Here is a 23455-nt window from a genome sequence, read left to right on the forward strand (position 1 = left end):
GCGGTGGTTCACACCCGCACACTTTGAGTGTACGCTTGTACACCGAACGACTTCGACTGGAGAGGAACCGCATGGGACTCGTCCGCGCCGCCCTTGCCTCGCGCACCGTGGCCTCCCTGACCTCGCCCAAGTCCCTCGACCACTACCTCGAGCAGGTTCACCCGTTGTGGACCGTCGAGGCCGTGCGGGCCCGGGTGGTCGAGGTACGCCGCGAGACCGGCGACGCCAGCACCGTGGTGCTGCGCCCCAACGGCGCCTGGAAGGGCTTCGTCCCCGGCCAGCACGTGCAGTTCGGCATCGAGGTCGACGGCACCCGCAAGGTCCGGGTGTTCTCCGTCTCCAGCTCCCAGGCCGCGTCCGACGGCACCTTCAGCGTCTCCGTGAAGGCCCACCCCGACGGCTACGTCTCCCAGTTCCTCCACCGCGAGCTCCGGCCCCGCACCGTCGTCTACCTGTCGCAGGCCGAGGGCGAGTTCGTGCTCCCCGCGCAGGTGCCCGACGACCTCCTGCTGCTGAGCGGCGGGTCCGGCATCACCCCGGTCATGTCGATGGCGCGGACGCTGCGCGACCGCGGGCACCGCGGCCGGGTCACCTTCCTGCACTACGCACGCTCGCGCGACGACGAGATGTTCACCCCCGAGCTCGACCGCCTGGCCGCCGAGCTCCCCGGAGCCACCGTGGTCCGCGTCTACACGCGCGAGCCCGAGGTCGGGGCCGAGCTCGAGGGCCGCTTCATGCTCGACCACCTTCGCCGTCTCGGTGTCGACCCCACCGTCGCCACCACCTTCTGCTGCGGGCCCGCCGGTCTGATCGCGAGCGTCCGCGACACCTACGACGAGCTCGGCGCACGTGACCTGCTGCGCACCGAGTACTTCAAGGTCCCGTCCGTCGACCTCGACGCGGCCGACGCCACGGGCACCCTCAGCTTCGACGACGCCGGCACCAGCACCGACAACAGCGGCAGCACCATCCTCGAGCAGGCCGAGGCTGCCGGCCTCACGCCCGCCTTCGGCTGCCGCATGGGCGTCTGCAACACCTGCGCGGTCAAGAAGCTCAGCGGCGCCGTCCGCCACGTCGTCAGCGGCGAGGTCAGCGCCAACACCGACGAGACCATCAAGGTCTGCGTCAACGTCCCTGTCGGCGACGTCAGCGTCGCACTCTAAGGAAAGGGAGTCCCCATGTCTCGCAAGCGCACCCCGATCGCACCGTTCAGCGCCTCGGAGCACAACGCCGCACCGGAGCCGCTCGTCGGCGCCGACGCCTCCAAGCGGTCCACCATCGGCCTGGAGTACATGAGCTACGAGGAGCTGGAGGGCTTCGGCGAGGAGCTGGACGCCATCCGCCAGCGCACCCTCGACTCGCTCGGCCAGGCCGACGCCGACTACATCCGCCGGGTCATCCGCATCCAGCAGACGTTCGAGGTCCTCGGCCGCATCGGCATCTTCACGCCGTTCTTCTGGCCCACCTTCGTGGCCGGCATCGTGTTCCTCGGCCTCTCCAAGATCCTCGAGAACATGGAGATCGGCCACAACGTCATGCACGGCCAGTACGACTGGATGAACGACCCGCTGGTCGACGGCAAGCGCTACGAGTGGGACAACGTGGCACCGGCCGAGGACTGGAAGCACGGCCACAACTACATCCACCACACGTACACGAACATCCACGGCATGGACCGCGACATCGGCTACGGCCTGCTGCGGATCGACGACGACCAGCCCTGGTACCCGAACCACCGCTTCAACCTGCCGCTCGCCTTCGCGCTGATGCTCTTCTTCGAGTGGGGCGTGATGTACCACGGCCTCGAGCTCGACGAGTACCTCGGCGGCAAGATGACGAAGAAGGAGTTCCGCGACCGCAAGAGCCGCGCCGCCCGCAAGGCTCGCCGCCAGGTGCTCAAGGACTACGTGACCTACCCGGTCCTGGCCGTCGCGCTCGTGCCCTTCGTCGGCTGGTGGGCCCCGCTCGCCGTCCTGGGCGCGAACTTCGCGGCCAACCTGATCCGCAACATCTGGACCTTCCTCATCATCTTCTGCGGCCACTTCCCCGCCGAGGTGCAGACCTTCGCCGAGGAGGACGCGCAGAACGAGACCCGCGGCCAGTGGTACCTGCGCCAGCTGCTGGGCTCGGCCAACATCAGCGGCAGCCGCGCCTTCCACGTGATGAGCGGCAACCTGAGCCACCAGATCGAGCACCACCTGTTCCCCGACATCCCGGCGCGCCGGTACCCCGAGGTCGCCCGCGAGATCCGCGCGATCTGCGAGAAGCACGGCTTGCAGTACAACAGCGGCCGGTTCAGCAAGCAGCTCGCCAGCGTCGCTCGACAGCTCGCCGGCTTCTCGCGCAAGCCCGACGACCCCTACAAGCAGGGCAAGAGCCCGGAGTCCAAGGCACTGCGTCGCGCCAAGCGCGAGGCCGCGCAGCAGCGCGAGTCCGAGCACGCGGCGGCCTGAACGAGCCCCAGGCCCGCCACCGAGACGACGCCCCGGCACCCCCGGGGCGTCGTCGTGCGGCATCCCGGCGGTACGCCACAATGGAGGCGACCGGACGACCCACCCTCGAGGAGACGGCCATGACGATGAGCCGGCGCGAGATCGCGAAGGACGCGGTGCAGCAGGGCGTGGAGGCGGCGATCACCACGAGCGGGCGCATCAGCGCCATCCTCTTCGACACCGCGCGTCGCGTCACGACCGAGGTCGGGGCGTTCGGCACCGAGCTGTTCGAGATCACCGAGGCCAGCCGCCGCGCAGGTGAGGAAGCCGACGACGCCGGACGCGTCACACCCACCCATCCGCAGGACGACTGAGGGCGAATCCCTTTCATGACCAGCTCTCCGACGTCCGGCTCCCCCACCTCCGAGCGTCGCCCCCGCGTCGCCGTCGTCGGTTCCGGCGTCTCCGGCCTCACGGCCGCCTACGTGCTGCGCAGCACCCACGACGTGACCCTCTTCGAGGCCGACGACCGCTTCGGCGGCCACGCGCACACCCATGCGCTCCAGGCCGACGGCACCACGCACCACGTCGACAGCGGCTTCATCGTCCACAACGACCGCACCTATCCGCTGCTGCGACGCCTGTTCGCCGAGCTCGACGTCGACGTGCACCCCACCGAGATGTCCATGAGCATCCGGTGCGAGGGCTGTGGCCTGGAGTACGCCGGTGGCCGCAAGCTGCCTGGACTGTTCGCCCAGCGTCGGCGCGCGTTCGACCCCACCTACCTCGCGATGCTGGCCGGCGTGAAGCGGTTCCAGCGCGCGGCGCTGGCCCTGCTCGACTCCGAGCCGGACGCGTCCGAGCCCCAGACGTACGGCGACTTCCTGACCACGCACGGCTTCTCGCAGCACTTCGTCGCCCACTACGCCATCCCGGTCGTGTCGTGCGTGTGGTCGTCGGGCCAGGAGACGGCTCTGCAGTACCCGGCGCGCTACCTCTTCGCCTTCCTGCGCCACCACGGCTTCCTGTCCATCTCCGGCTCGCCGCAGTGGTTCACCGTCCAGGGCGGCTCGGGCTCCTACGTGCAGCGCGTGACGGCGGCCATCGGCGACGTCCGCTCCTCCACCCCCGTGCGCGCGATCTCGCGCAAGCCCGACGGCGTCGTCGTGCTCGACGCCTCCGGCACCGAGCACCAGGTCGACTCCGTGGTCATCGCCACGCACGCCGACGACGCACTGGCCCTGCTGACCGACCCCACCGACGAGGAGCGTCGCGTGCTCGGCTCCTTCACGTACTCACGCAACGAGACCGTCCTGCACCAGGACCCGAGCGTCCTCCCGCGCGCCACCGACGCCCGCGCCGCGTGGAACTACCGGATGGACACGTGCAGCGGCCGCGGCGACAGCACGGCGGTCACGTACTGGATGAATCGGTTGCAGGGCATCGACAGCAGCAAGCCGTACCTCGTGAGCCTCAACTCCACGAGCCGCATCGACCCCACGTCGGTGCTGGCCACCATGCAGTACACCCACCCCGTGTACACGCCGACGTCGGTCGCGGCCCAGCAGGACCTCCCGTCGCTGTCCGGGGGGCGCACGGCCTTCGCCGGCGCGTACCACGGCTGGGGCTTCCACGAGGACGGCTGCCGCTCCGGCGTCGAGGCGGCTCGATCGCTCGGGGCGAGCTGGTGACCACCCACGTCGAGGACACCTCCTCGAGCGCCGGCGCCGGCTCGTCCGGCCTGCCCGCCGTGCCCGCACTCGTCGTGGGCGCCGTCTCGCACACCCGGCGCGTGCCGGTGCGGCACCGGTTCCGGTACCGCATGTACCAGTGGCTGGTCGACGTCGACGACCTGCCGCGGCTTCCCCGGTGGCTGCGCCCCTTCTCGACCTTCCGAGCCGCCGACCACATCGGCGACCCGGACCGGACGCTGCGCGAGAACGTCGAGACGTTCTGCCGCGAGCAGGGCCTCGACGCGAGGGGCCGCCGCATCCTCATGCTGGCCAACGCCCGCACGCTCGGGCACGTGTTCGACCCGCTGACGGTCTTCTGGGTGCTCGACGGCGACCGCACCGAGGCGATCGTGGCCGAGGTGCACAACACCTACGGCGAGCGGCACGCCTACTTCCTGCGGCCCGACCCGCAGGGCCGCACGAGCACCGACAAGGCGTTCTACGTCTCCCCCTTCTTCACGGTCGCCGGCCGCTACGACCTGCAGTTCCGCCTCCAGGCCGAGGCCGTGGCCAGCACCGTGATCCTGCGCCAGTCGCCCTCCGACGACGGCTCACCCGCCACCGCGCCCGGCGAGGCGGTCTTCAGCGCCACGTTCCGCGGCGAGCCCCGACCCGTCACCGCGACCCGGCTCGCGCGACTGCTCGTCGCCATGCCCCTCATGACCCATCGGGTGAGCCTGCTGATCCGAATCCATGGTGTGTGGCTCTGGCTGCGCCGACTCCCGGTCGTGCCACGACCGGCTCACGAACCCCAGAAAGGCACGACCCGATGACCGACACCCTCGCCACTCGCTGGCCCGGCATCGCGCAGACGCCGCGCACCCCGTTCAAGGCCCGTGTGGCGAAGGCGGTGGTGCGCCCCGGCGTGAACCAGCTCCCCGTCCGCCTGACGTTCCCCGACGGCACGGTGTGGGGCGCCGGTGGCCCCGACGCCCCTGAGATGCAGGTCCGTCGACCGGCCGCCTTCTTCAGCCGCCTCGGTCACGACACCAAGATCGGGTTCGGCGAGGCCTACATGGCCGGCGACTGGACCGAGGGCCCGGGCACCGACCTGGCCGACCTGCTCACGCCGTTCGCCGCCCGGCTCACCACGATCGTCCCGCCGTCGCTGCAGAAGCTGCGCGGGCTCGTCGACCGCAGCCTGCCCCAGCACGAGCGCAACACCAAGGAGGGGTCGCGCTCCAACATCGAGCGCCACTACGACCTCTCCAACGACCTGTTCCAGCGCTTCCTCGACCCGTCGATGACGTACTCGGCCGCATGGTTCGAGAGCCCCGACGAGTCGCTCGAGCGCGCGCAGGAGCGCAAGCTCGACGGCATCCTCGACCAGGCCGGCGTGGGTGAGGGCACCAGCGTCCTCGAGATCGGCAGCGGCTGGGGATCGCTGGCCATCCGGGCCGCGCGTCGCGGCGCCACGGTCACCACCATCACGATCTCCTCCGAGCAGGCGGCGCTGGCGCAGGAGCGCTTCGCCGAGGCCGGGGTCGCCGACCGGATCGAGCTGCGCCTGCAGGACTACCGCGACGTGACCGGCGAGTTCGACGCCGTCGTCAGCTGCGAGATGATCGAGGCCGTCGGCGAGGAGTACTGGCCGACGTACTTCGCCAAGATCGACGAGGTCCTCGCGCCGGGCGGCAAGGTGTCCATCCAGGCCATCACGATGGCGCACCACCGCTACCTGACGACGCGCAACTCCTACGGCTGGATCCAGAAGTACATCTTCCCGGGCGGGCTCATCCCCTCCCCGGAGGCCATCGACCAGTCGCTCGCCTCCTACACGCAGGGCCTGGCCGTCACCGAGCGCCACTCGCTCGGGCAGGACTACGCCCGCACGCTGCGGCTGTGGCGTGACCGTTTCGACGAGAACTGGTCGGAGATCGCGGCGCTCGGCTTCGACGAGACGTTCCGCCGGCTCTGGCAGTTCTACCTGGCCTACTGCGAGGCCGGTTTCGCCGTGGGCTACCTCGACGTCTTCCAGCTGCGCATGGAGCGCACTGCCTGAACTTCGTCACACCCGAACCACCCATCCCCCTGGGTGGTGGCACCGAACCCCTGATGAGGGAAATCTCCCGCAGCGTCAGGAGGGCATCGTGGCGAGCACCAGCCGACTTCCGGATCCGATCCAGGAATCGTACGAGTGGCAGCACGCAGGAGCGTGCCGTGGCGTGGACACGGAGACGTTCTTCCCGCCGGAGACCGAACGTGGACCGCGCCGACGTCGGCGCGAGGCCGCGGCGAAGGCGCTGTGCGCGACCTGTCCGGTGATCCAGGAGTGTCTCGACCACGCGCTCTCCGTGCGCGAGCCGTTCGGCGTCTGGGGCGGGCTCAACCAGACCGAGCGCGAGCACCTGCTGCGCGCGGCGGGCTGAGCCGGGTCAGAGCTCGCTGGTCTTCGGCCAGGGGTTGGCCTTGCATCCCTGCAGGCCCTTCGACTGCTGCTGCATGACCGGTGCCGCCTTCCCCTTCCCCGGGCAGCGCGCGTGACCCTTGCCGAGGAAGTGCCCGACCTCGTGGTTCACCACCATGTGCCGGTAGTCGCGGATCGAGCGGCGGGCCTTCGACCACACCGACGTGCCCTTGTTCCAGCGCGTCTCGTTGATGATGACGTTGCGCCCCACCCGGCAGCTGTACGTGGCGCTGCAGCCCGAGGAGTACGACGGCACGCGGGAGGCCTTCGCGAGGACGAGGGTGAACGAGCCGCCCTTCGAGACCTCCTTGAACCGGATGCCTCCACCGCGCCAACCACGCGCGTCCGCCAACGTCTGGGCGGCCTGGGTGCGGAACGTGGACAGGCTCGCCTTCGAGCCGTTCCGCCGCACCGAGTAGGTGATGGTGCGGCGGACGTCGCGCCGGTGACCGATCACGCCGGTCGTGTAGGACGAGACCCGCGTGGTGGTGTGGTAACGCTTGCTCGCCGTGACGCGGGCGGAGAGTCGGTGACCGACGTCGCCCGGCTGGATGGTGTAGGTCCGCCGCGTGGCACCGGGGATCTTGGCCCCGTCGCGGTACCAGCGGTACTGCAGCCTGAGTCCGCTCACGTTCCAGCGGCCCGCCGAGGCGGACAGTGTCTTGCCGTAGCGGCGCACTCCCGACAGGGTCGGCCGCCCCCGGGACGCCACCAGGGCCAGCTCGACGGTACGCGGCGCACTGGCGACCACGGCGTCGTCGAGCTCCGGGCTCGAGGCGGTGACCCGCACCGAGACCTTGCGCGCGTGGTCAGCGGCACCCAGGCGGTAGGTGGCGGCGGTCGCCCCGCCGATCGGGGCACCGTCGCGCACCCACTGGTACGCGATGGAGGCGTCGGTGGGGCTCCAGGTGCCCGGTGACGCGGTGAGGGTCGAGCCGTAGCGCGACGTGCCCGTCACCACGGGCGGCTCGACCGGTACGACCGCGGTCGCCACCGGCGGCTCGGGCTCCTCGTCGGCCTGCGCAGGCCCCGACGTCGCGCCGAGGACCGTGGCCACGAGGGCGAGGAGCAGCGCGGCCACGACGGACCGGCTCGCACCGCGGCGCGACGTCGCCCGATCACGGGTCGTGACCGCGTCGGTTCCCGGTCCCCCGTCCGTCCCCAGCATCGTGGTCACTCCCAGAAGATCCGTTCGACGACCTGCCGTGCGTGCCGGGTGGCGCGCAGGTAGTCGTCGATCATGCGTTCACTGTGCTGCTGACCGTATCCCAGCAGGTGCGCCACGCCTGCCCTTTCGTCGGACTGCTCCACCATCGACTCGGCGGGCTTGGCGCGCATGAGGACGACGGCGTTGCGCAGGCGGCTCACCAGCTGCCAGGCGCGGCTCAGCACCTCGGCGTCCTCGGCCGACACCAGACCCGCCTCGGCTGCCGCCGACAGGGCGCCGAGCGTCGAGGTCGTGCGCAGGCCCGGGACGGCATGGGCGTGCCGCAGCTGCAGCAGCTGCACCGTCCACTCGACGTCGGCGATGCCGCCGCGTCCGAGCTTGAGGTGGGTCTTGGGGTTCGCGCCCCGGGGCAGCCGCTCCGACTCCACCCGCGCCTTGATGCGGCGGATCTCGCGGACCTCGGCGTCGGACATGCCCTGCTCCGGCCACCGCAGCGGGTTGACGAGCTCGGTGAACCGCTCGCAGAGGTCGGGGTCGCCGACGCTCGCCCGCGCACGCAGCAACGCCTGCGCCTCCCACACGGCCGAGTACTTCTCGTAGTAGGAGACGTAGGCGGCGTACGAGCGCACCAGCGGTCCGTTGCGACCGTCGGGCCTCAGGTCGGCGTCGACCTCCAGCGGCGGGTCGTCCCCCGGGGTCGAGAGGACCTTGCGCAGCGTGGTCGCGACCGCCGTCGCCGCAGCCGCCGCCTCGCCGTCGTCGGCACCGGGTCGGGGCTCGTGCACGAACATGACGTCGGCGTCCGAGCCGTAGCCGGACTCCCGCCCCCCGAGCCGACCCATCAGCACGATGGCCATGCGCGTGGGGAACGGGTCCTTGCCGGCCTTCTCGCGCTGCCGGGTGACGGCGTCGATGCAGGCCGTGAGCGCCGCCGCGAGGGTGGCCTCGGCGATGCCGGAGAGCGCCACGCCGACCTCGTCGACATCGAGCCGGCCGAGCACGTCGGCGATCCCGACGCGGGAGAGCTCGCGCCGACGGACCCGCCGCACGGCCTTGATGGCCTGCTCCGGCGTCGTGTGACGTCGGGCGGCCAGCTGCATCTCGGCGCGCAGACGCTCGGCGTCGCGCGGCACGAGCTCGTCGTCGTCGCCCAGCAGGGCGACCGAGTCCGGGGCCCGCTGGATGAGGTCGGACACGTAGCGGCTGGAGCCGACGACCGCGGCGAGCTGCTCGGCCCCCTCACCCTCGTCGCGCAGCTTGCGCAGGTACCAGTGGGACTCGCCCAGCGACTCGCTGATCCGCCGGAACGTGAGCAGGCCGGCGTCGGGGGACGGCGACTCGGCGAACCACTGCAGCATCGCCGGGAGCAGCGACCGCTGGATGGCGGCCCGCCGCGAGACCCCGGACGTGAGCGCCTGGATGTGGCCGAGCGCGCCCTTGGGGTCCACGAAGCCCAGCGCCATGAGCCGTGCCTGGGCGGCCTCCGGCGTGAGCCGCAGCCCCTCGTCCGGCAACGACGTGACCGCCTCCAGCAGCGGCTGGTAGAAGAGCTTCTCGTGCAGGCGCCGCACGAGGCGCTTGTGGGCGTTCCAGTCCTTCTCCAGGCCCTCGGCCGGGTTCTGGCGGTAGCCCATGGACCGGCCGAGGCGGCGCAGGTCCTCGAGGTCGTCCGGGACGACGTGGTTGCGCCGCAGCCGGTAGAGCTGGATGCGGTGCTCCAGGGTGCGCAGGAACTCGTAGGCGTCCTCCATGGCGGCACCGTCGCGCCGGCCCACGTAGCCGCCCTCGGTCAGCTCGCGCAGCGCCTCCAACGTGGTGGGGCTGCGCAGCGACTCGTCGCCCCGCCCGTGCACGAGCTGCAGCAGCTGCACCGCGAACTCGACGTCGCGCAGGCCGCCCGCGCCCAGCTTGAGCTGGCGCTCGCGCTGCTGGGACGGGATGTTCTCGATCACGCGCGTACGCATGGCACGCACCTCGCGCACGAAGTTCTCGCGCGTGCTCGCCTCCCACACCTTCGGCGAGAGCGCGTCCAGGTAGGCCTGCCCGACCTCGGCGTCGCCGGCGGCGAACCGCGCCTTGAGCAGCGCCTGGAACTCCCACGTGGACGCCCAGCGGTCGTAGTACGCCACGTGGCTGCGCAGGGTCCTGCTCAGGGGACCCTGGTTGCCCTCCGGCCGCAGGTTGGCGTCGACCTCCCAGATGGTGCCCTCGCGCGTGTGGTCGGAGCAGAGCCGCATCATCGTGGACGCGAGCCGTGCGGCCACACGGGAGGCGGTCTGCTCGTCCGCACCCTCGGCGGGCTCGTGGACGAAGATCACGTCGACGTCGCTCACGTAGTTGAGCTCGCGACCGCCGGTCTTGCCCATGGCGATCACGGCCAGTCGCACGCTGTCGGCCTCGGGCTCCTGCCGGCGCGCCAGGTCCAGCGCCGCACCCAGCGTTGCGATCGCGAGGTCGGCCAGCTCCCCGGCGGACTCCTCGAAGCCGGTGAGCGCGGTGAGGTCACGGGCGGCGACGTGCAACAGCTTGCGTCGGTACGCGACCCGCAGCTCGTCGGCGTCGGCCACCTCGCCCAGCTGCTCCCGCATCGTCGCGAGGTCGAGGGGCACGGGCGACAGGCGGTCGGCGCCGAGGTCCTCGACGTGCTCGGGGTGGCGGGCCAGGAAGTCGCCGAGCGCCTCGCTCGTGCCCAGCACGATGAGCAGACGCTGGCGCAGCTCGTCGTCGGCCCGCAGCGTCGTCAGCAGCCGGTCGGTGCCCCACGCCTCGGCGATCGCGACCAGGGACGAGAGGGCGGTGTCGGGACTGGCCACGGCCGCCACCTGCTCGACCAGGGCGTCGTCGATGCCGTCGAGGCGGGCCAGGTGCGCGGCTGCCGCAGCACCGTCGAGGAAGCCGCGTCGGGCGAGGGCCAGCTCCGGGGACTCGGTGGACACGGGTGCAGGCTACGGCACGTGACGCGACCCGCGGCTGCGCCGGCCGCGGACGACGTGGGCCTGCTGCTGCGCTGCCTGCGGTCCACTTCGCCCGGCTGCTGCGTCGGCTGCGGTCCGCTTCGCCGTGCTGCTGCGTCGGCTGCGGGGGTCGCGACTCGCCGCTGCGCTGCCTGGAGTTCATCTCGACCTGCTGCTGCGCTGCTTGTGGTGCTCGTGGACGTGCTGCCGCGCTGCCTCGATCTTCGCTGGGGGTGGCCTCCGAAAGGGCCTCGATCGGGGGCCTGAAGGGGCGCTGGTACGGCGTCGCGGGGTCCGGTCAGGTGCTGCGGGTCATGCACGATTCTTCCTTTGCGCGTGATCGGCGCAGGATTCTTCGTTCGTGCGTGCCATCGGTGGATCCTCCACCGCAGACGGCCTGCAGAGGTTGAGGATCCACCGATGACGAGGGCAGAGGGTCAAGGGTTCTTCCTTTCCGTGGACCGGTCCACGAGAAGGAAGAATCCCTGCCACCCCGCGCAGCCAGGCGGCCACGATGCTGCGTTCACGTGCGCAGGCCCGAACGATGCTGCGTTCACGACCGGATCCGGTCACGAACGCAGAAGCATCGGACCTTCAGCGCGCGAACGCAGAATCCTGCGTCCCCCGCACGTGAACGCAGAATCCTGCGTCCCCACGCCCGAAGGAAGAATCGTGCGTCCGGCCAGCACCCGCCACAGCCCGAGAACCCGGGCCGCCTCCGGCGTGAGCTGCCCGGTCGAGGCCCTCTCGGAGACCGACCCCGGCGTGAGCCGAGGGAGCGCAGCAGCAAGCCGAAGCCCCGCAAGCAGCGCAGCAGCAAGCCGAAGCCCCCGCAAGCAGCGCAGCAGCGAGCCGAAGCCCCCGCCAGCGGTCGCGTCTCCCGTCGGCGAAGCGCCGACCTCAGAGCACGGGCAGAAGGCGATCGATCTCGAACTGGGTGACCTGGGACCGGTAGGCCTCCCACTCCTGGCGCTTGTTGCGCAGGAAGAAGTCGAAGACGTGCTCGCCCAGGGTCTCGGCCGCGAGCTCGCTGTTCTCCATCTCGCGGATCGCCTCGTCCAGGTTGCGCGGCATGGGCGTGAGGCCCATCGCCTTGCGCTCGCGGTCGGTCAGCGACCACACGTTGTCCTCGGTCTCGGGCGGCAGGCTCGAGCCGTTCTCGATGCCCTTGAGCCCGGCGGCGAGCACCAGCGCGTAGGTCAGGTAGGGGTTGCAGCCGGCGTCGATGCCACGGTGCTCCACGCGGGCGGACCCGCTCTTGTGCGGCTTGTACATCGGCACCCGCACGAGGGCGGAGCGGTTGTTGTGGCCCCAGCTCAGGTAGTTGGGGGCCTCGTAGCCGCTGGCCAGACGCTTGTAGGAGTTGACCCACTGGTTCGTGACGGCGGTGATCTCGGGGGTGTGCTCCAGGACCCCGGCGATGAAGGAGCGGCCCGTGGCACTGAGCTGGTACTCGGCGCCGGCCTCGTAGAAGGCGTTCTCGTCACCCTCGAACAGCGAGAGGTGCGTGTGCATCGCCGAGCCCGGGTGGTCCGTGAACGGCTTGGGCATGAAGGAGGCCCACTTGCCCTGGCTGAGCGCCACCTCGCGCACGACGGTGCGGAAGGTCATGACGTTGTCGGCCGTGGAGAGGGCGTCGGCGTAGCGCAGGTCGATCTCCTGCTGGCCGGGCCCGCCCTCGTGGTGGCTGAACTCGACGCTGATGCCCATGTTCTCGAGCATCGTGATGACCTCGCGACGGAAGTCCTGTCCCCCGCCCTGGGCGGTGTGGTCGAAGTACCCGGAGTCGTCGACCGGCACGGGCCTGCCGCCGACGTCGGGCTTGCCTCGGAAGACGTAGAACTCGATCTCGGGGTGCGTGTAGAAGGTGAAGCCCGCCTCGGACGCCTTGTGCAGGGTGCGCTTGAGCACGTGCCGCGGGTCGGCGAACGACGCGCTGCCGTCGGGCATCGCGATGTCGCAGAACATGCGCGCGGTCGCGGGGGCCTCGCCCCGCCACGGCAGGATCTGGAACGTCGACGGATCGGGCTTCAGGAGCATGTCGGCCTCGTGCACCCGGGCGAAGCCCTGGATGGCCGACCCGTCGAAGCCGATGCCCTCGGCGAACGCACCCTCGAGCTCGGCGGGAGCGATCGCGACGGACTTGAGCGACCCGAGGACGTCGGTGAACCAGAGCCGCACGAAGCGGACGTCGCGCTCCTCGAGCGCCCGGAGGACGAAGTCTTCCTGCTTACCCATGGGGCTGAGTCTCGCACGGGTCGTGTTACGGCGATGTTACGTGGCCGACGCGCCTCACGGGGCGGGTGACGACGTGCCCTCGACCATCCGTCCGCGGACGTACTGCCATCCCTCGTCGCCGCGCACGAAGCGGCTGACCTCGTGGAGCACGCCGAGCCCGGCCTCACGATCGGTCCCGCCCCACGCCGCGCGGAACTCGACGACACCGAAGGAGTCGTCGGGCCCACCAGCCTCGGTGCGCAGCACCTCCAGCCCGGTCCACACGAGGGCCGGGTCGTGGTCGATGCGCGCCGGCCGGGTCGTGGGGTGCCACGTTCGCAGCAGGTAGCCGCCGTCGCCGAGCACGTACGCGGTGTAGCGCGACCGCATCAGCCGCTCGGCCGTCGGTGCCGCACCACCGGCGAGGAACGGCCCGCAGCACGTCGCGTAGGCGTCGCCGGTGCCGCACGGGCAGGTCCTGGCCATGGCTCCATCATGGTCGGTCGAGCCCTAGGCTGGCCGTGTGCCCCAGCTGCGTCTCGCCCTCGCCCAGGTCAACCCCCGCGTCGGGGACCTCGACGGCAACGTCGAGCTCGTCGTCGCGGCCGCGCACGACGCGTCCAGGGCCGGGGCCCACCTGCTCGTGATGCCCGAGATGGTCCTCAACGGCTACCCGGTCGAGGACATGGCCTACCGGCTGTCGTTCATCGAGGGCACGCGCGACCGCGTGCCCGCCCTCGCCGCGCGCCTCGTCGAGGAGGGCCTCGGCGACCTCGTCGTCGTCGTCGGGCACCTCGACACCGCGAAGGACCACGTCGACACCGACCGGCTGGGGGTGCCCAAGAACGCGCCCACGAACTCCGCGTCGGTGCTGACCGGTGGTCGGGTCGTGACGCGCTACGACAAGCACCACCTCCCCAACTACGGCGTCTTCGACGAGTTCCGTCACTTCGTGCCCGGTGACGAGACCCAGGTCGTGCAGGTGCACGGGGTCGACGTCGCGATCGCGATCTGCGAGGACATCTGGCAGGACGGACCCTCCGCGGCCGCCGACGCCGCCGAGGCGGGACTCCTCGTGGTGCTCAACGGCTCTCCGTACGAGGCGGCGAAGGACGACGTGCGGCTCGACCTGTGCGCCCGTCGGGCCCGCGAGGGCAGCTGCGCGCTCGCGTACGTGAACCTCGTCGGCGGGCAGGACGAGCTGGTCTTCGACGGCGACTCGCTCGTCGTCGACGCCGCGGGTGAGCTGGTGGCACGCGCCGCCCAGTTCGAGCCGGAGCTGCTCGTCGTCGACCTCGACCTCCCCGCCGCCACGGCTCCCATGCCGGACCCCGGCACGCGCTTCCACGGCCTGCGGGTCGAGCGCACCGTGATCTCCCCCGACCCCCTGCCGGCCTACGAGCCGGCGGTGCCGGTGGTGGCCGAGAGGTGGGACGACCTCGGCGAGCGTTACTGGGCGATCGTGCTGGGCCTGCGCGACTACGTGCGCAAGAACGGCGCCTCGTCGGTGCTGCTCGGCCTGTCCGGCGGCATCGACTCCACCCTCGTCGGCGCGATCGCGGTCGACGCTCTGGGCGCCGAGAACGTCTTCGGCGTCTCGAACCCGAGCGACTGGTCCTCCGAGCACAGCCGCACCGACGCCGCCGAGCTCGCGCGCCGCACCGGTCTGCAGCTCGACACCGTGCCGATCGGGCCCATCTTCGACGCGTTCCAGTCGACGTTGGGGCAGACGACGACCCGGCTCGACGGCATCGCCGAGGAGAACCTGCAGGCGCGGATCCGCGCCGTCGTCTGGATGGGCCTGTCGAACCAGCACGGGCACCTCGTGCTGGCCTGCGGCAACAAGTCCGAGCTGGCCACCGGCTACTCCACGATCTACGGCGACGCGGTGGGTGCGTACGCCCCCATCAAGGACCTCCCGAAGACCCTGGTGTGGGAGGTCGCGCGGTGGCGCAACGCGTGGGCCGATGAGCGCGGGGAGCAGCCTCCGATCCCGGAGAGCACCATCAGCAAGCCGCCGTCGGCCGAGCTGCGTCCGGGCCAGCTGGACTCGGACTCCCTGCCGCCCTACGAGCTGCTCGACGCCGTGCTCGACGCCTACGTGGAGCGCGACCTCGGCTCGGCTGCCGTGATCGCCGAGGGCTTCGACGCCGCGCTCGTGGAGCGGGTGGTCACCCTCGTGGACAAGGCCGAGTACAAGCGTCGCCAGTACCCGCCCGGACCCAAGGTCAGCCGCCGCAACTTCGGCCGCGACCGCCGCGTGCCCATGACCAACGCGTGGCGCGAGTCCCTCGACTCGTGACGTCCCGCACATCGACGCGACAACCGGCGTCGATGCGGCAGGATGGGTCGTGTCCGTGGACCCCCACCGAGGGGCTGCGAGAAGAGAGGGACCCACCATGACCGAGCACACCCCTGCCCCGACGTCGGCCGAGGAGCCGGCTCCGTACGGCAGCGCCGCGACGAGTGCCCCCGTACCGAGCGGGCCCCCTGCCGCCTCGTCCGGCCCGACGACCGACCCGGCGATCCGTCGCGTGCGGACGCACCACCTGCAGCAGTGGAAGGAGCAGGGCCACAAGTGGGTCATGCTCACGACCTACGACCAGTACACCGCCGCCACGTTCGACGAGGCCGGCATCCCGGTGCTGTTCATCGGCGACTCCGCGGCCAACAACGTGTTCGGGTACGAGTCCTCTCTGCCGGTCACCGTCGACGAGCTGCTGCCGCTCGTGAAGGCCGTCACCCGCACCGCCCGGCGTGCCCTCGTGGTCGCCGACCTGCCGTTCGGGTCCTACCAGCGCTCGCCGGAGCAGGCGTACGACACGGCGGTGCGGTTCATGAAGGAGGGCCAGGCTCACGTGGTGAAGCTCGAGGGTGGGGCCGAGATGGCTCCGCAGATCGAGCTGCTCACGAAGGGCGCGATCCCCGTGATGGCGCACATCGGCTTCACCCCCCAGTCCGAGCACGCGCTCGGCGGCTACCGGGTGCAGGGCCGGGGCGACGCCTCCGCGAAGCTGATGGAGGACGCCCTCGCCGTGCAGGAGGCCGGTGCCTCGTCCGTCGTCATGGAGATGGTGCCCGCCCCCATCGCGGCCGAGATCACCCGCACGCTGCACATCCCCACGATCGGCATCGGTGCCGGTGCCGACTGCGACGCCCAGGTGCTCGTCTGGCAGGACATGCTGGGTCTGCGCACGGGCAAGGCGCCGCGCTTCGTGAAGCGCTACGCCGACCTGCACTCGGTCATCCTCGGCGCGGCCCAGGAGTTCGCGGCCGACGTCGCGGGCGGCACGTTCCCGGGGCCGGAGCACACCTTCGACTCCTGACCGCGAGCCCGGCCGACGTGGTCCGGCTCAGGTGCGCCAGTCGAACAGCGAGACGCCGACGGCGTTGACGGCGAACCAGGCCGCCAGGGCGTAGAGCGGGACCCAGGTGGCGCGGGCGGGCCGGGTCGCGATGGTGCGACGCAGCACCGGGACGAAGCACGCCAGCACGACGAGGTGCAGCAGCACGCCCCACCACGGCGCGTAGATCACCGTGGAGATCACCAGCCACAGCATCACCACCAGCCCGGTGACACCGATCCACGGACCTGAGCGGTCGAGCTGCAGGCTCGTGCGGCTCACGCGTCGGCGGAGGGCTTGTCGTCGTTCCAGTCGGGGTCGTTGTCCCACGACTCGTTGCGCTCCTGGACCTTGTCGAGGGCACGCGCAGCGTCGGCCTCGGTCGGGTAGGGGCCCAGGCGGTCGGCGGCCTTGCAGCCGTCCTCACCCTCGACGGTGTGGTGCTTGAGACAGAAGAAGAATGCGGGGGCCTCGGCGCTCATGGACCCATCCTGCCCCACCCCCGGTGCCGGTGCCCCTCGCGATCGGCGGAGGCGGAGCGGCCTCGTAGCATCGGGATGTGTCTCCCCTCGTCGCCGGCCGCGTCTCCCCCGTCCGCCACGTCCCGTCGCGCATCGACCGGCCCGAGTACGTCGGCCAGCCCGCTCCCCTGCCCTACCGCGGGTCCTCGGTGCGCGATGCCGACACGATCGCGCGCATGCGGGTCGCCGGCAGGATCGCGGCGCAGGCGCTCGACGCGGTGGAGGCGGCGATCGCACCGGGCGTGACCACCGACGAGCTCGACCGCGTCGGCCACGACTTCCTCGTCGCCCACGACGCCTACCCGTCGACGCTGGGCTACCGCGGCTACCCGAAGTCGCTGTGCAGCAGCGTGAACGAGGTCATCTGCCACGGCATCCCCGACGACCGTCCCCTGGAGGACGGCGACATCGTCAACATCGACATCACCGCCTACGTGGACGGCGTCCACGGCGACACGAACAAGACCTACCTCGTCGGCGACGTCGACGAGGAGTCGCGCCTGCTCGTGGACCGCACCCGCGAGGCCACCCACCGAGCGATCCGCGCGGTCAAGCCGGGCCGTCAGATCAACGTGATCGGTCGGGTCATCGAGGCCTACGCCGCGCGCTTCGGCTACGGCGTCGTGCGTGACTTCACCGGCCACGGCGTGGGCCCGGCGTTCCACGACGGGCTGATCGTGCCGCACTACGACGAGCCGTCGGCCGACACGATCATCGAGGTCGGGATGACCTTCACGATCGAGCCGATGCTGACCCTCGGCTCGATCGAGTGGGACCTGTGGGACGACGGCTGGACCGCCACCACCCAGGACCACTCCCGGACCGCCCAGTTCGAGCACACCCTGCTCGTCACCCCCGACGGCGCCGAGATCCTCACCCTCCCCTGACCCGTCCTCCGGACCCGCACGGTCGAGAGCCGTGGGGCCGCGTGGCACACGGTCGAGCCGTGCCGAGGTCGCCGGACACCTGAGCAAGCGTCCCGACCCACGCAGGACGGCACCCCCGGCGGGGGTGCCGGGCCGTGGACGGCGAACCAGCACAGCGCCACGGAGGCCCGAGCGAGCGTCCAGACCCACGCAGGACGGCACCCCCGGCGGGGGTGCCGGGCCGTGGGCGGCGAACCAGAAGAGTGAACGAGGCGGCCTGTAAGCCGGATTCTGTCCCCGGTCCGAGGACCGGGGGGCGACCATCCATCTGGGTCACGCATCGCTGCGCGCCTCGAGCGACCTACCCGCTGACATCGGACGAGCAGCCCGTCAGCGCAGGCGCCGGAGCGCCCTCTTGGTCTTGCTCCCGGTGGGGTTTACCGAGCCGACGCCGTCACCGACGTCGCTGGTGAGCTCTTACCTCACCGTTTCACCCTTGCCCGCACCCCGTCACCCGTGAGGGTTCCGGGGCCGTTGGCGGTCTGTTCTCTGTGGCACTGTCCCGCACGTCACCGTGGGTGGCTGTTGGCCACCACCGTGCTCGGTGGAGTCCGGACTTTCCTCGACGGGCCTGAGCCCGCCGCGGCCGCCCGGCCGCCTCGTTCGTGGGCCAGTCTAGGGCTCGCCCGTCACGTCGTTGCAACCTTCGGTCCCTACGCTGGCGTCGTGGAGGTCGAGGAGATGCCGTCCGATGCCGTGGCGAGGACCGAGGGTGGGGTCGGTGACCTGCGCCCTCGGCTCCATCCCGAGCCCGTCGTGTACGCGATCGTGTCGCAGGGCTTCGACACGTCCACCGCCCTCGCGGCGGTGCGCGAGGCCGAGGGCCTCACCGTCGTGGTCGAGCAGACGGAGGCCGACGAGGACGGTCTGGTGTACGAGTTCGTCGGCGCCTGGATCACCCTGACGGTGGTCTCCGCGCTCGACGGTGTCGGCCTGACGGCCACGATCTCCGCGGCGATGGCCGACGACGAGATCGCGTGCAACGTGGTGGCCGGGTTCCACCACGACCACCTCGTGGTTCCGTGGGACCGACGTCACGATGCGCTCCGCGTGCTGGATGCCCTAGGCTGAGGTCTGCGAAAGGGAGTAGTCCCCAATCGCTGCGTCGACATACTGAAGCCGTTCCCTCGGGTCCGGCCTCCGGTGCAGCGGGCCAGACCGGCGACGGTCTCGGCGGACGAGACTTTCGACCCATTGATCGTTGACGATCCTGGGTCGAGGCTCGTCGATCATGGCTCCTCGTCCTGGGGGACGAGGAGCTTCTCCATGTTCGAGGCCTTGTGGCTCAGTACCGCTGTCATCTTCGTCGCCGAGCTCGGCGACAAGAGCCAGCTGATGGCGATGACGTTCGCCACCCGGTACCGGGCGCGTGACGTCATCATCGGCATCACGGCGGCGACGGCGGTCGTCCACCTCGCGTCCGTGGGCATCGGCTACTGGATCGGCACGAGCTTCGAGAAGTACCAGTCCGGGATCGCGATCGCCGCCGGCGTGGCGTTCCTCGGATTCGCGCTCTGGACGCTGCGGGGCGACGAGCTCACCGAGGGCGAGGCCGACAAGGCGCGCAAGGCCACGGGGTCGGCCCTGCTGGCGGTGGGCCTGGCCTTCTTCCTGGCCGAGCTGGGCGACAAGACGATGCTCGCCACGATCACCCTCGCCGTGCGCGAGGACTGGTTCGGCGTCTGGATCGGCAGCACCGTGGGCATGGTGGCGGCCGACGCGCTCGCGATCGGCGTCGGCGCGGTGCTCGGCAAGCACCTGCCGGAGCGGGCGATCCGCTACGGCGCCGCCGTGGCGTTCGCGATCTTCGGCGCCCTGCTCATCGTCGAGGGTGTGCGCTGATCGCCGTCCGCACCCTCGCTAGGCTCGCCCGGTGCTGATCGTGCTGCCGCCCTCCGAGGGCAAGACCGCACCGCCCGACGGACCCGTGCTGGACCTGGCCGCGTTGTCGTTCCCGCGCCTCACGCAGGTGCGCGACCAGGTGTCGCGGGCCCTGGTCCGTCTCGCGGGCACCCGACGGGCCGCCGAGGTGCTGGGGCTCGGTCCCACGCAGGCCGACGCCGTGGAGACCGACGCCCGACTCTTCGAGGTGCCGTGCGCACCGGCGGGTGAGGTGTACACCGGCGTGCTGTTCGGCGAGCTCGACCTCGCCACCCTCGACGACGCCGCCACCGCCCGGGCCGAGCGGACCGTGGCCGTCGCGAGCGCTCTGTTCGGCCTGGTGCGGGTCGGCGACCCGATCCCCGCCTACCGCCTGTCCGGCACGGTCACGCTGCCGCGCCTGGGCCCCGTCGCCGGTCGCTGGCGGCCGGTGCTGCCGCAGGTCCTCGACGACGAGGTGGCCGACGGGCTGCTCGTCGACCTGCGCTCGGGCGCCTACGTGAACCTGGGCAAGCCGTCCGCGGCCCTCGCTCCCCGCACCGCCACCGTCCGGGTGCTGCACGAGCAGGACGGCCGACGCAGCGTCGTGAGCCACTTCAACAAGGCCACGAAGGGTCGGCTGGTGCGCGCGCTGCTGACCGAGGGCGCCTCGCCCGCCTCGGTGGACGAGCTGGCCACGGCGTGGCGTGACCTCGGCTGGACGGTCGAGCAGGACGGGACCCGTCTCGACGTCGTCACCACCGGCGCTCACTGACGTTCCGCGCATCCACGCCCTGCCGCCGACGCGCGGCCCTCTACTCCGGGACGATCGAGAACCCGCGCAACGACGGCGTGCCGTCGGGCCACCACGCGATGGTCGTGATGCTGGCCGGGGCCAGCTCCATGCGGTGGATGATCGACATCGGGCCGTCCAGGGCGAGCCTCGTCATGAGCTTGATGGGCGTCACGTGGCTGACGACGACGACGGTCTCACCCGGGTGTGCCTCGAGGATCCGGTCGCGCGCCTCCCGCACCCGCTCCTGCACCTCGTCGAAGGACTCCCCGCCCGGCGGGGCGACCGCGGTCGACGACAACCAGGTCGACAGCTCGTCGGGCCAGTCCTCCATGATCTCGGCGAAGCTGTGGCCGTCCCAGTCACCGAACGCGGCCTCCTCGACACCGTCGTCGACCCCGACCGGCACGCCCGTCTCGCGGGCGACGAAGCCGGCCGTCTCGCGGGTGCGGCGCAGCGGCGAGGAGATGATGGCGTCGACGTCGTGGTGGCGCGCGATCCAGGCCGCCGCGCGCGCGGCCTGAGCCTCTCCCTCGGCGACGAGCCCGGGGTCGGAGCCTCCGCGGCCGCAGAAGAGCTTGCGCACGGTGTTGGCCGTGACGCCGTGCCTGAGCAGCACGAGCGTCGTGGGCCGGCCGTGCACGTCGCCCCTCCAGCCGAGCAGCGGGTTGGTGTCCTTGCCGGTACCACCCAGTGGTGCCGGCGCGGGCGCCTCGAGCGGTGCGGTGACGTCGTCGGCCGGCGCCACCGGAGTCGTCTCCTGCTGGACGGCCGTGCCCACGACGGCGGGCTCGCCGGTGCGCGCCTGGGCGTCCAGCGCCTCGTTGGCGAGGGCGTCGGCGGCGGCGTTCTGGTCGCGTGGGATCCACGTCCACTCGACGACGCGGTCGGCGAGCCCTCGGGCCTGCTCGGCCAGCGGCTTCATGGACGCGTGCTTGATCTTCCAGCGCCCCGCCATCTGCTCCACGACCAGCTTGGAGTCCATGCGGACGACGACATCGGCATCGGGAGCGTGCTCGGCGGCGAGCTCGAGCCCGGCGATGAGTCCGCGGTACTCGGCCACGTTGTTGGTGGCGGTGCCGATGGTCTCGCCGCGCGTGGCGAGGACGTCGCCGGTGGACTCGTCGCGCACCAGCGCGCCGTAGGAGGCGGGCCCCGGGTTGCCCCGCGACCCTCCGTCGGCCTCGACGACGACCCGCCCGACGGCGGCGGTCACAGCCCGGACTCGGCCGTCCGCACCAGGATGCGACTGCACTCGGGGCAGCGCACCACGTCGTCCTCGGGCTGGGCGGCGATCTCGCGCAGGTCGGCGCCGTTGAGCTCCAGGCGACATCCCTCGCAGCGGCGCGCACGCAGAGCTGCAGCACCGAGCCCGCCGTACTGGTGACGAACCTTGTCGTACAGGGCGAGCAGGTCGGCGGGGACACCCGGAGCCACGCTCTCGCGCTCCTCGTTCACCGAGACGACCTCGGCGTCGATGGCCTCGACCGCGGCGTCGCGGGCCGCGGTGACGTGCGTGAGCTCGGCGACGAGTGCGTCGTGGTCGGCGGTGACCGCCCGAAGCTCGGCCTGGGCGATCTCGAGCTGCTCCATGATCTCGAGCTCCTCGTCCTCGAGCGTGGAGATGCGGCGCTCGAGGGCACCGAGCTCGTGCTGAAGGTTCTCGAGGTCCTTCGGGTTGGTGATCGCACCGGAGGAGAGCCGCTCCTCGTCGCGGGTGCGGCGCGTCTTGACCTGCTCGACCTCGGCGTCGGCCTTCTTCTGGGCGCGCGTGAGGTCGCTGACCGTCGTCTCGACCTCGACCTGGCGGCCGCGCAGCTCGGCGACCTCGGCCGTCAGCTCCTCGATGCGGGCGAGCTCGGGCAGCGAGCCACGGCGGTGCTGGAGCCGGGCGAGGGCGGAGTCGGTGTCCTGGAGGTCCAGCAGGGCCTGCTGTGCGGACGGTTCGGCTTTCAGGGGGTCCTCCTGGGTGCGGGAGCCAGCGTGTGGGACCAGGGGTCGGTCACCAGCGTGGACACATGGACGTCCACCGTATCGCCCAGGCGCTCGCGCAGCACGGAGGCGACCACCGGCAGCCAGGTCCACTCGGCCGCCCAGTGCGGCACGTCGACCACGCCGCAGGCACCGGGACGCTCGAGGTGCTCGCTGACCGGGTGGTGCCGCAGGTCCGAGGTGACGTAGACGTCGGCTCCCGCAGCGTCGGCGGTGCCCAGCAGGAAGTCGCCCGAGCCGCCGCACAGCGCCACGGTGGTGACCTCGCTCGTGAGGTCACCGGCGACGCGGGTGGCGCCGTGGTGGGCGGGCAGCGCAGCAGCCACGTGGTCCGCGAACGCGGCCAGCGTCATGGACGTCTCGAGCCTGCCGATGCGACCGCTCCCCCGGCTGGAGGGAGCGGCGGCCGTGGGCAGCACGAGGTAGGAGACCTCCTCGTACGGGTGCGCCTGCAGCAGTGCCGTCCGCACGGCCTCACGAAGAGCCGCAGGCGCGACGAGCTCGAGGCGTGCCTCGTCGACGTGCTCGAGCGCGCCGACCTCGCCGATCGCGGGCTGTGCACCGTCGAGCGGCCGGAAGGACCCGGTGCCCTCGGATCGGAAGACCGCCGAGTCGTAGTCGCCCACGTGCCCCGCTCCGGCCGCGTGCATGGCCGCCGCCACGGTGTCGGCATCGCCGCGCGGGACGTGCACGACCCAGGCGTCGAGGCCGGGATCGGTGTCGACGTCCAGGGGGCGCACGTCGCGCAGCCCCAGCGCGAGGGCCATCGACTCCGAGACCCCGAGGGGCGGGGAGTCGGCGTTGGTGTGACAGGTGTGCAGCGCCACGCCGTGGCTGGCGAGCGTGTGCACGACGCGACCCTTGGGCGTGGTGGCCGCCACCGACGTGACGCCCTTGAGGTACAGCGGGTGGTGCGTCAGGAGCAGGTCCGCTCCCAGGGCGACGGCCTCGTCGGCCACGGCCTGGACCGGGTCGACGGCGACCAGGACCGAGGCCACCTCGGCCTCGGGGTCGCCGACGACCGTGCCGACCGCGTCCCAGTCGTCGGCCCAACGGGGGTCGTAGAGCTCGTCGAGCACGCGGACGACGTCACGCAGCGAGGGCATGG

Annotated in this window: 22 protein-coding genes and 1 other RNA gene; 13 read left to right on the forward strand and 10 right to left on the reverse strand. The window is 71.5% G+C overall.

The genetic code is table 11. The annotated features are described in order from the left end of the window. The first annotated feature begins 71 nt into the window (after positions 1 to 71). The 7 genes from NUV38_RS01675 (at position 72) to NUV38_RS01705 (ending at position 6534) form a co-directional block, all read left to right on the forward strand. Positions 72 to 1163: a ferredoxin reductase gene (locus tag NUV38_RS01675; RefSeq protein WP_257727467.1), complete on the forward strand. Its 1092-nt coding sequence runs from the start codon at positions 72 to 74 to the stop codon at positions 1161 to 1163. Positions 1164 to 1178: 15 nt separating this feature from the next. Further along, positions 1179 to 2453 (forward strand): acyl-CoA desaturase, encoded by a 1275-nt coding sequence (locus NUV38_RS01680; protein WP_257727468.1) that lies wholly within the window; start codon positions 1179 to 1181, stop codon positions 2451 to 2453. A gap of 119 nt (positions 2454 to 2572) precedes the next feature. Further along, entirely contained in the window at positions 2573 to 2806 is a 234-nt protein-coding gene (locus tag NUV38_RS01685) for a hypothetical protein (RefSeq protein ID WP_257727469.1), read from the forward strand. A 15-nt stretch (positions 2807 to 2821) separates the two neighbouring features. Further along, the gene (locus tag NUV38_RS01690) at positions 2822 to 4123 is read left to right on the forward strand and encodes an NAD(P)/FAD-dependent oxidoreductase (RefSeq protein WP_257727470.1); all 1302 of its coding nucleotides are present in this window, start codon (positions 2822 to 2824) and stop codon (positions 4121 to 4123) included. Then, a complete protein-coding gene (locus tag NUV38_RS01695) occupies positions 4120 to 4938 on the forward strand; it encodes a DUF1365 domain-containing protein (protein WP_257727471.1) in 819 nt (272 codons plus the stop codon). The genes NUV38_RS01690 and NUV38_RS01695 overlap by 4 nt, the downstream gene beginning before the upstream one ends. Continuing rightward, positions 4935 to 6167, forward strand: coding sequence for a cyclopropane-fatty-acyl-phospholipid synthase family protein (locus tag NUV38_RS01700; protein WP_257727472.1), 1233 nt, complete (start codon positions 4935 to 4937; stop codon positions 6165 to 6167). The genes NUV38_RS01695 and NUV38_RS01700 overlap by 4 nt, the downstream gene beginning before the upstream one ends. Before the next feature lie 88 nt (positions 6168 to 6255). Then, positions 6256 to 6534, forward strand: a complete 279-nt coding sequence (locus NUV38_RS01705) for a WhiB family transcriptional regulator (RefSeq protein WP_257727473.1) — start codon at positions 6256 to 6258, stop codon at positions 6532 to 6534. A gap of 6 nt (positions 6535 to 6540) precedes the next feature. On the opposite strand, the gene NUV38_RS01710 is transcribed toward NUV38_RS01705, so the two are convergent. From NUV38_RS01710 to NUV38_RS01725, 4 genes are all read right to left on the reverse strand, one after another. Beyond that, positions 6541 to 7740 carry a DUF3152 domain-containing protein gene (locus NUV38_RS01710; protein WP_257727601.1) on the reverse strand — a complete coding sequence of 400 codons (1200 nt, stop codon included), beginning with the start codon at positions 7738 to 7740 and terminating at the stop codon, positions 6541 to 6543. Positions 7741 to 7745: 5 nt separating this feature from the next. Continuing rightward, complete coding sequence (locus NUV38_RS01715) at positions 7746 to 10676, reverse strand: bifunctional [glutamine synthetase] adenylyltransferase/[glutamine synthetase]-adenylyl-L-tyrosine phosphorylase (protein WP_257727474.1); 2931 nt, start codon at positions 10674 to 10676, stop codon at positions 7746 to 7748. Positions 10677 to 11594: 918 nt separating this feature from the next. Then, the gene (locus tag NUV38_RS01720; RefSeq protein WP_055965561.1) at positions 11595 to 12932 is read right to left on the reverse strand and encodes a glutamine synthetase family protein; all 1338 of its coding nucleotides are present in this window, start codon (positions 12930 to 12932) and stop codon (positions 11595 to 11597) included. A gap of 54 nt (positions 12933 to 12986) precedes the next feature. After that, positions 12987 to 13397, reverse strand: a complete 411-nt coding sequence (locus tag NUV38_RS01725) for a YchJ family protein (RefSeq protein ID WP_257727475.1) — start codon at positions 13395 to 13397, stop codon at positions 12987 to 12989. Positions 13398 to 13434: 37 nt separating this feature from the next. On the opposite strand from NUV38_RS01725, the gene NUV38_RS01730 reads away from it, so the two are divergent. Together NUV38_RS01730 and panB are read left to right on the forward strand one after the other, a co-directional pair. Continuing rightward, positions 13435 to 15213, forward strand: coding sequence for an NAD+ synthase (locus NUV38_RS01730; protein ID WP_257727476.1), 1779 nt, complete (start codon positions 13435 to 13437; stop codon positions 15211 to 15213). Between the two features lie 97 nt (positions 15214 to 15310). Further along, positions 15311 to 16237: a 3-methyl-2-oxobutanoate hydroxymethyltransferase gene (gene panB, locus NUV38_RS01735; RefSeq protein WP_257727477.1), complete on the forward strand. Its 927-nt coding sequence runs from the start codon at positions 15311 to 15313 to the stop codon at positions 16235 to 16237. Between the two features lie 27 nt (positions 16238 to 16264). Here the strand turns inward: panB and NUV38_RS01740 are convergent, their stop codons facing one another. Continuing rightward, positions 16265 to 16537 carry a hypothetical protein gene (locus NUV38_RS01740; RefSeq protein ID WP_257727478.1) on the reverse strand — a complete coding sequence of 91 codons (273 nt, stop codon included), beginning with the start codon at positions 16535 to 16537 and terminating at the stop codon, positions 16265 to 16267. Next, positions 16534 to 16737: a hypothetical protein gene (locus NUV38_RS01745; protein ID WP_055965552.1), complete on the reverse strand. Its 204-nt coding sequence runs from the start codon at positions 16735 to 16737 to the stop codon at positions 16534 to 16536. Before NUV38_RS01745 ends, NUV38_RS01740 begins: the two co-directional genes overlap by 4 nt. Positions 16738 to 16814: 77 nt before the next feature. On the opposite strand from NUV38_RS01745, the gene map reads away from it, so the two are divergent. Then, positions 16815 to 17663 (forward strand): type I methionyl aminopeptidase, encoded by an 849-nt coding sequence (map, locus tag NUV38_RS01750; protein WP_257727479.1) that lies wholly within the window; start codon positions 16815 to 16817, stop codon positions 17661 to 17663. Positions 17664 to 17906: 243 nt separating this feature from the next. Here map and rnpB read toward each other — a convergent pair. Beyond that, an RNA gene (gene rnpB / locus NUV38_RS01755) (RNase P RNA component class A) lies at positions 17907 to 18304 on the reverse strand. A 64-nt stretch (positions 18305 to 18368) separates the two neighbouring features. Between rnpB and NUV38_RS01760 the strand changes: the two genes are divergently transcribed. The 3 genes from NUV38_RS01760 (at position 18369) to NUV38_RS01770 (ending at position 20337) form a co-directional block, all read left to right on the forward strand. Then, positions 18369 to 18773, forward strand: a complete 405-nt coding sequence (locus tag NUV38_RS01760; RefSeq protein ID WP_257727480.1) for an ACT domain-containing protein — start codon at positions 18369 to 18371, stop codon at positions 18771 to 18773. Between the two features lie 195 nt (positions 18774 to 18968). Beyond that, the gene (locus NUV38_RS01765; protein ID WP_257727481.1) at positions 18969 to 19544 is read left to right on the forward strand and encodes a TMEM165/GDT1 family protein; all 576 of its coding nucleotides are present in this window, start codon (positions 18969 to 18971) and stop codon (positions 19542 to 19544) included. 31 nt (positions 19545 to 19575) lie between these two features. Beyond that, entirely contained in the window at positions 19576 to 20337 is a 762-nt protein-coding gene (locus NUV38_RS01770) for a YaaA family protein (protein ID WP_257727482.1), read from the forward strand. Positions 20338 to 20377: 40 nt separating this feature from the next. Here the strand turns inward: NUV38_RS01770 and NUV38_RS01775 are convergent, their stop codons facing one another. From NUV38_RS01775 to NUV38_RS01785, 3 genes are read right to left on the reverse strand one after another with little or no spacing between them, the layout of a single operon-like run. Continuing rightward, the gene (locus NUV38_RS01775) at positions 20378 to 21571 is read right to left on the reverse strand and encodes a bifunctional RNase H/acid phosphatase (RefSeq protein ID WP_257727483.1); all 1194 of its coding nucleotides are present in this window, start codon (positions 21569 to 21571) and stop codon (positions 20378 to 20380) included. Next, a complete protein-coding gene (locus tag NUV38_RS01780) occupies positions 21568 to 22350 on the reverse strand; it encodes a zinc ribbon domain-containing protein (RefSeq protein ID WP_257727602.1) in 783 nt (260 codons plus the stop codon). Before NUV38_RS01780 ends, NUV38_RS01775 begins: the two co-directional genes overlap by 4 nt. Further along, the gene (locus NUV38_RS01785) at positions 22308 to 23453 is read right to left on the reverse strand and encodes a Nif3-like dinuclear metal center hexameric protein (RefSeq protein ID WP_257727484.1); all 1146 of its coding nucleotides are present in this window, start codon (positions 23451 to 23453) and stop codon (positions 22308 to 22310) included. Before NUV38_RS01785 ends, NUV38_RS01780 begins: the two co-directional genes overlap by 43 nt. Positions 23454 to 23455: the final 2 nt, after the last annotated feature.

Origin of the sequence: Aeromicrobium sp. 50.2.37, assembly GCF_024655735.1 — a bacterium.
Lineage (GTDB): Bacteria > Actinomycetota > Actinomycetes > Propionibacteriales > Nocardioidaceae > Aeromicrobium.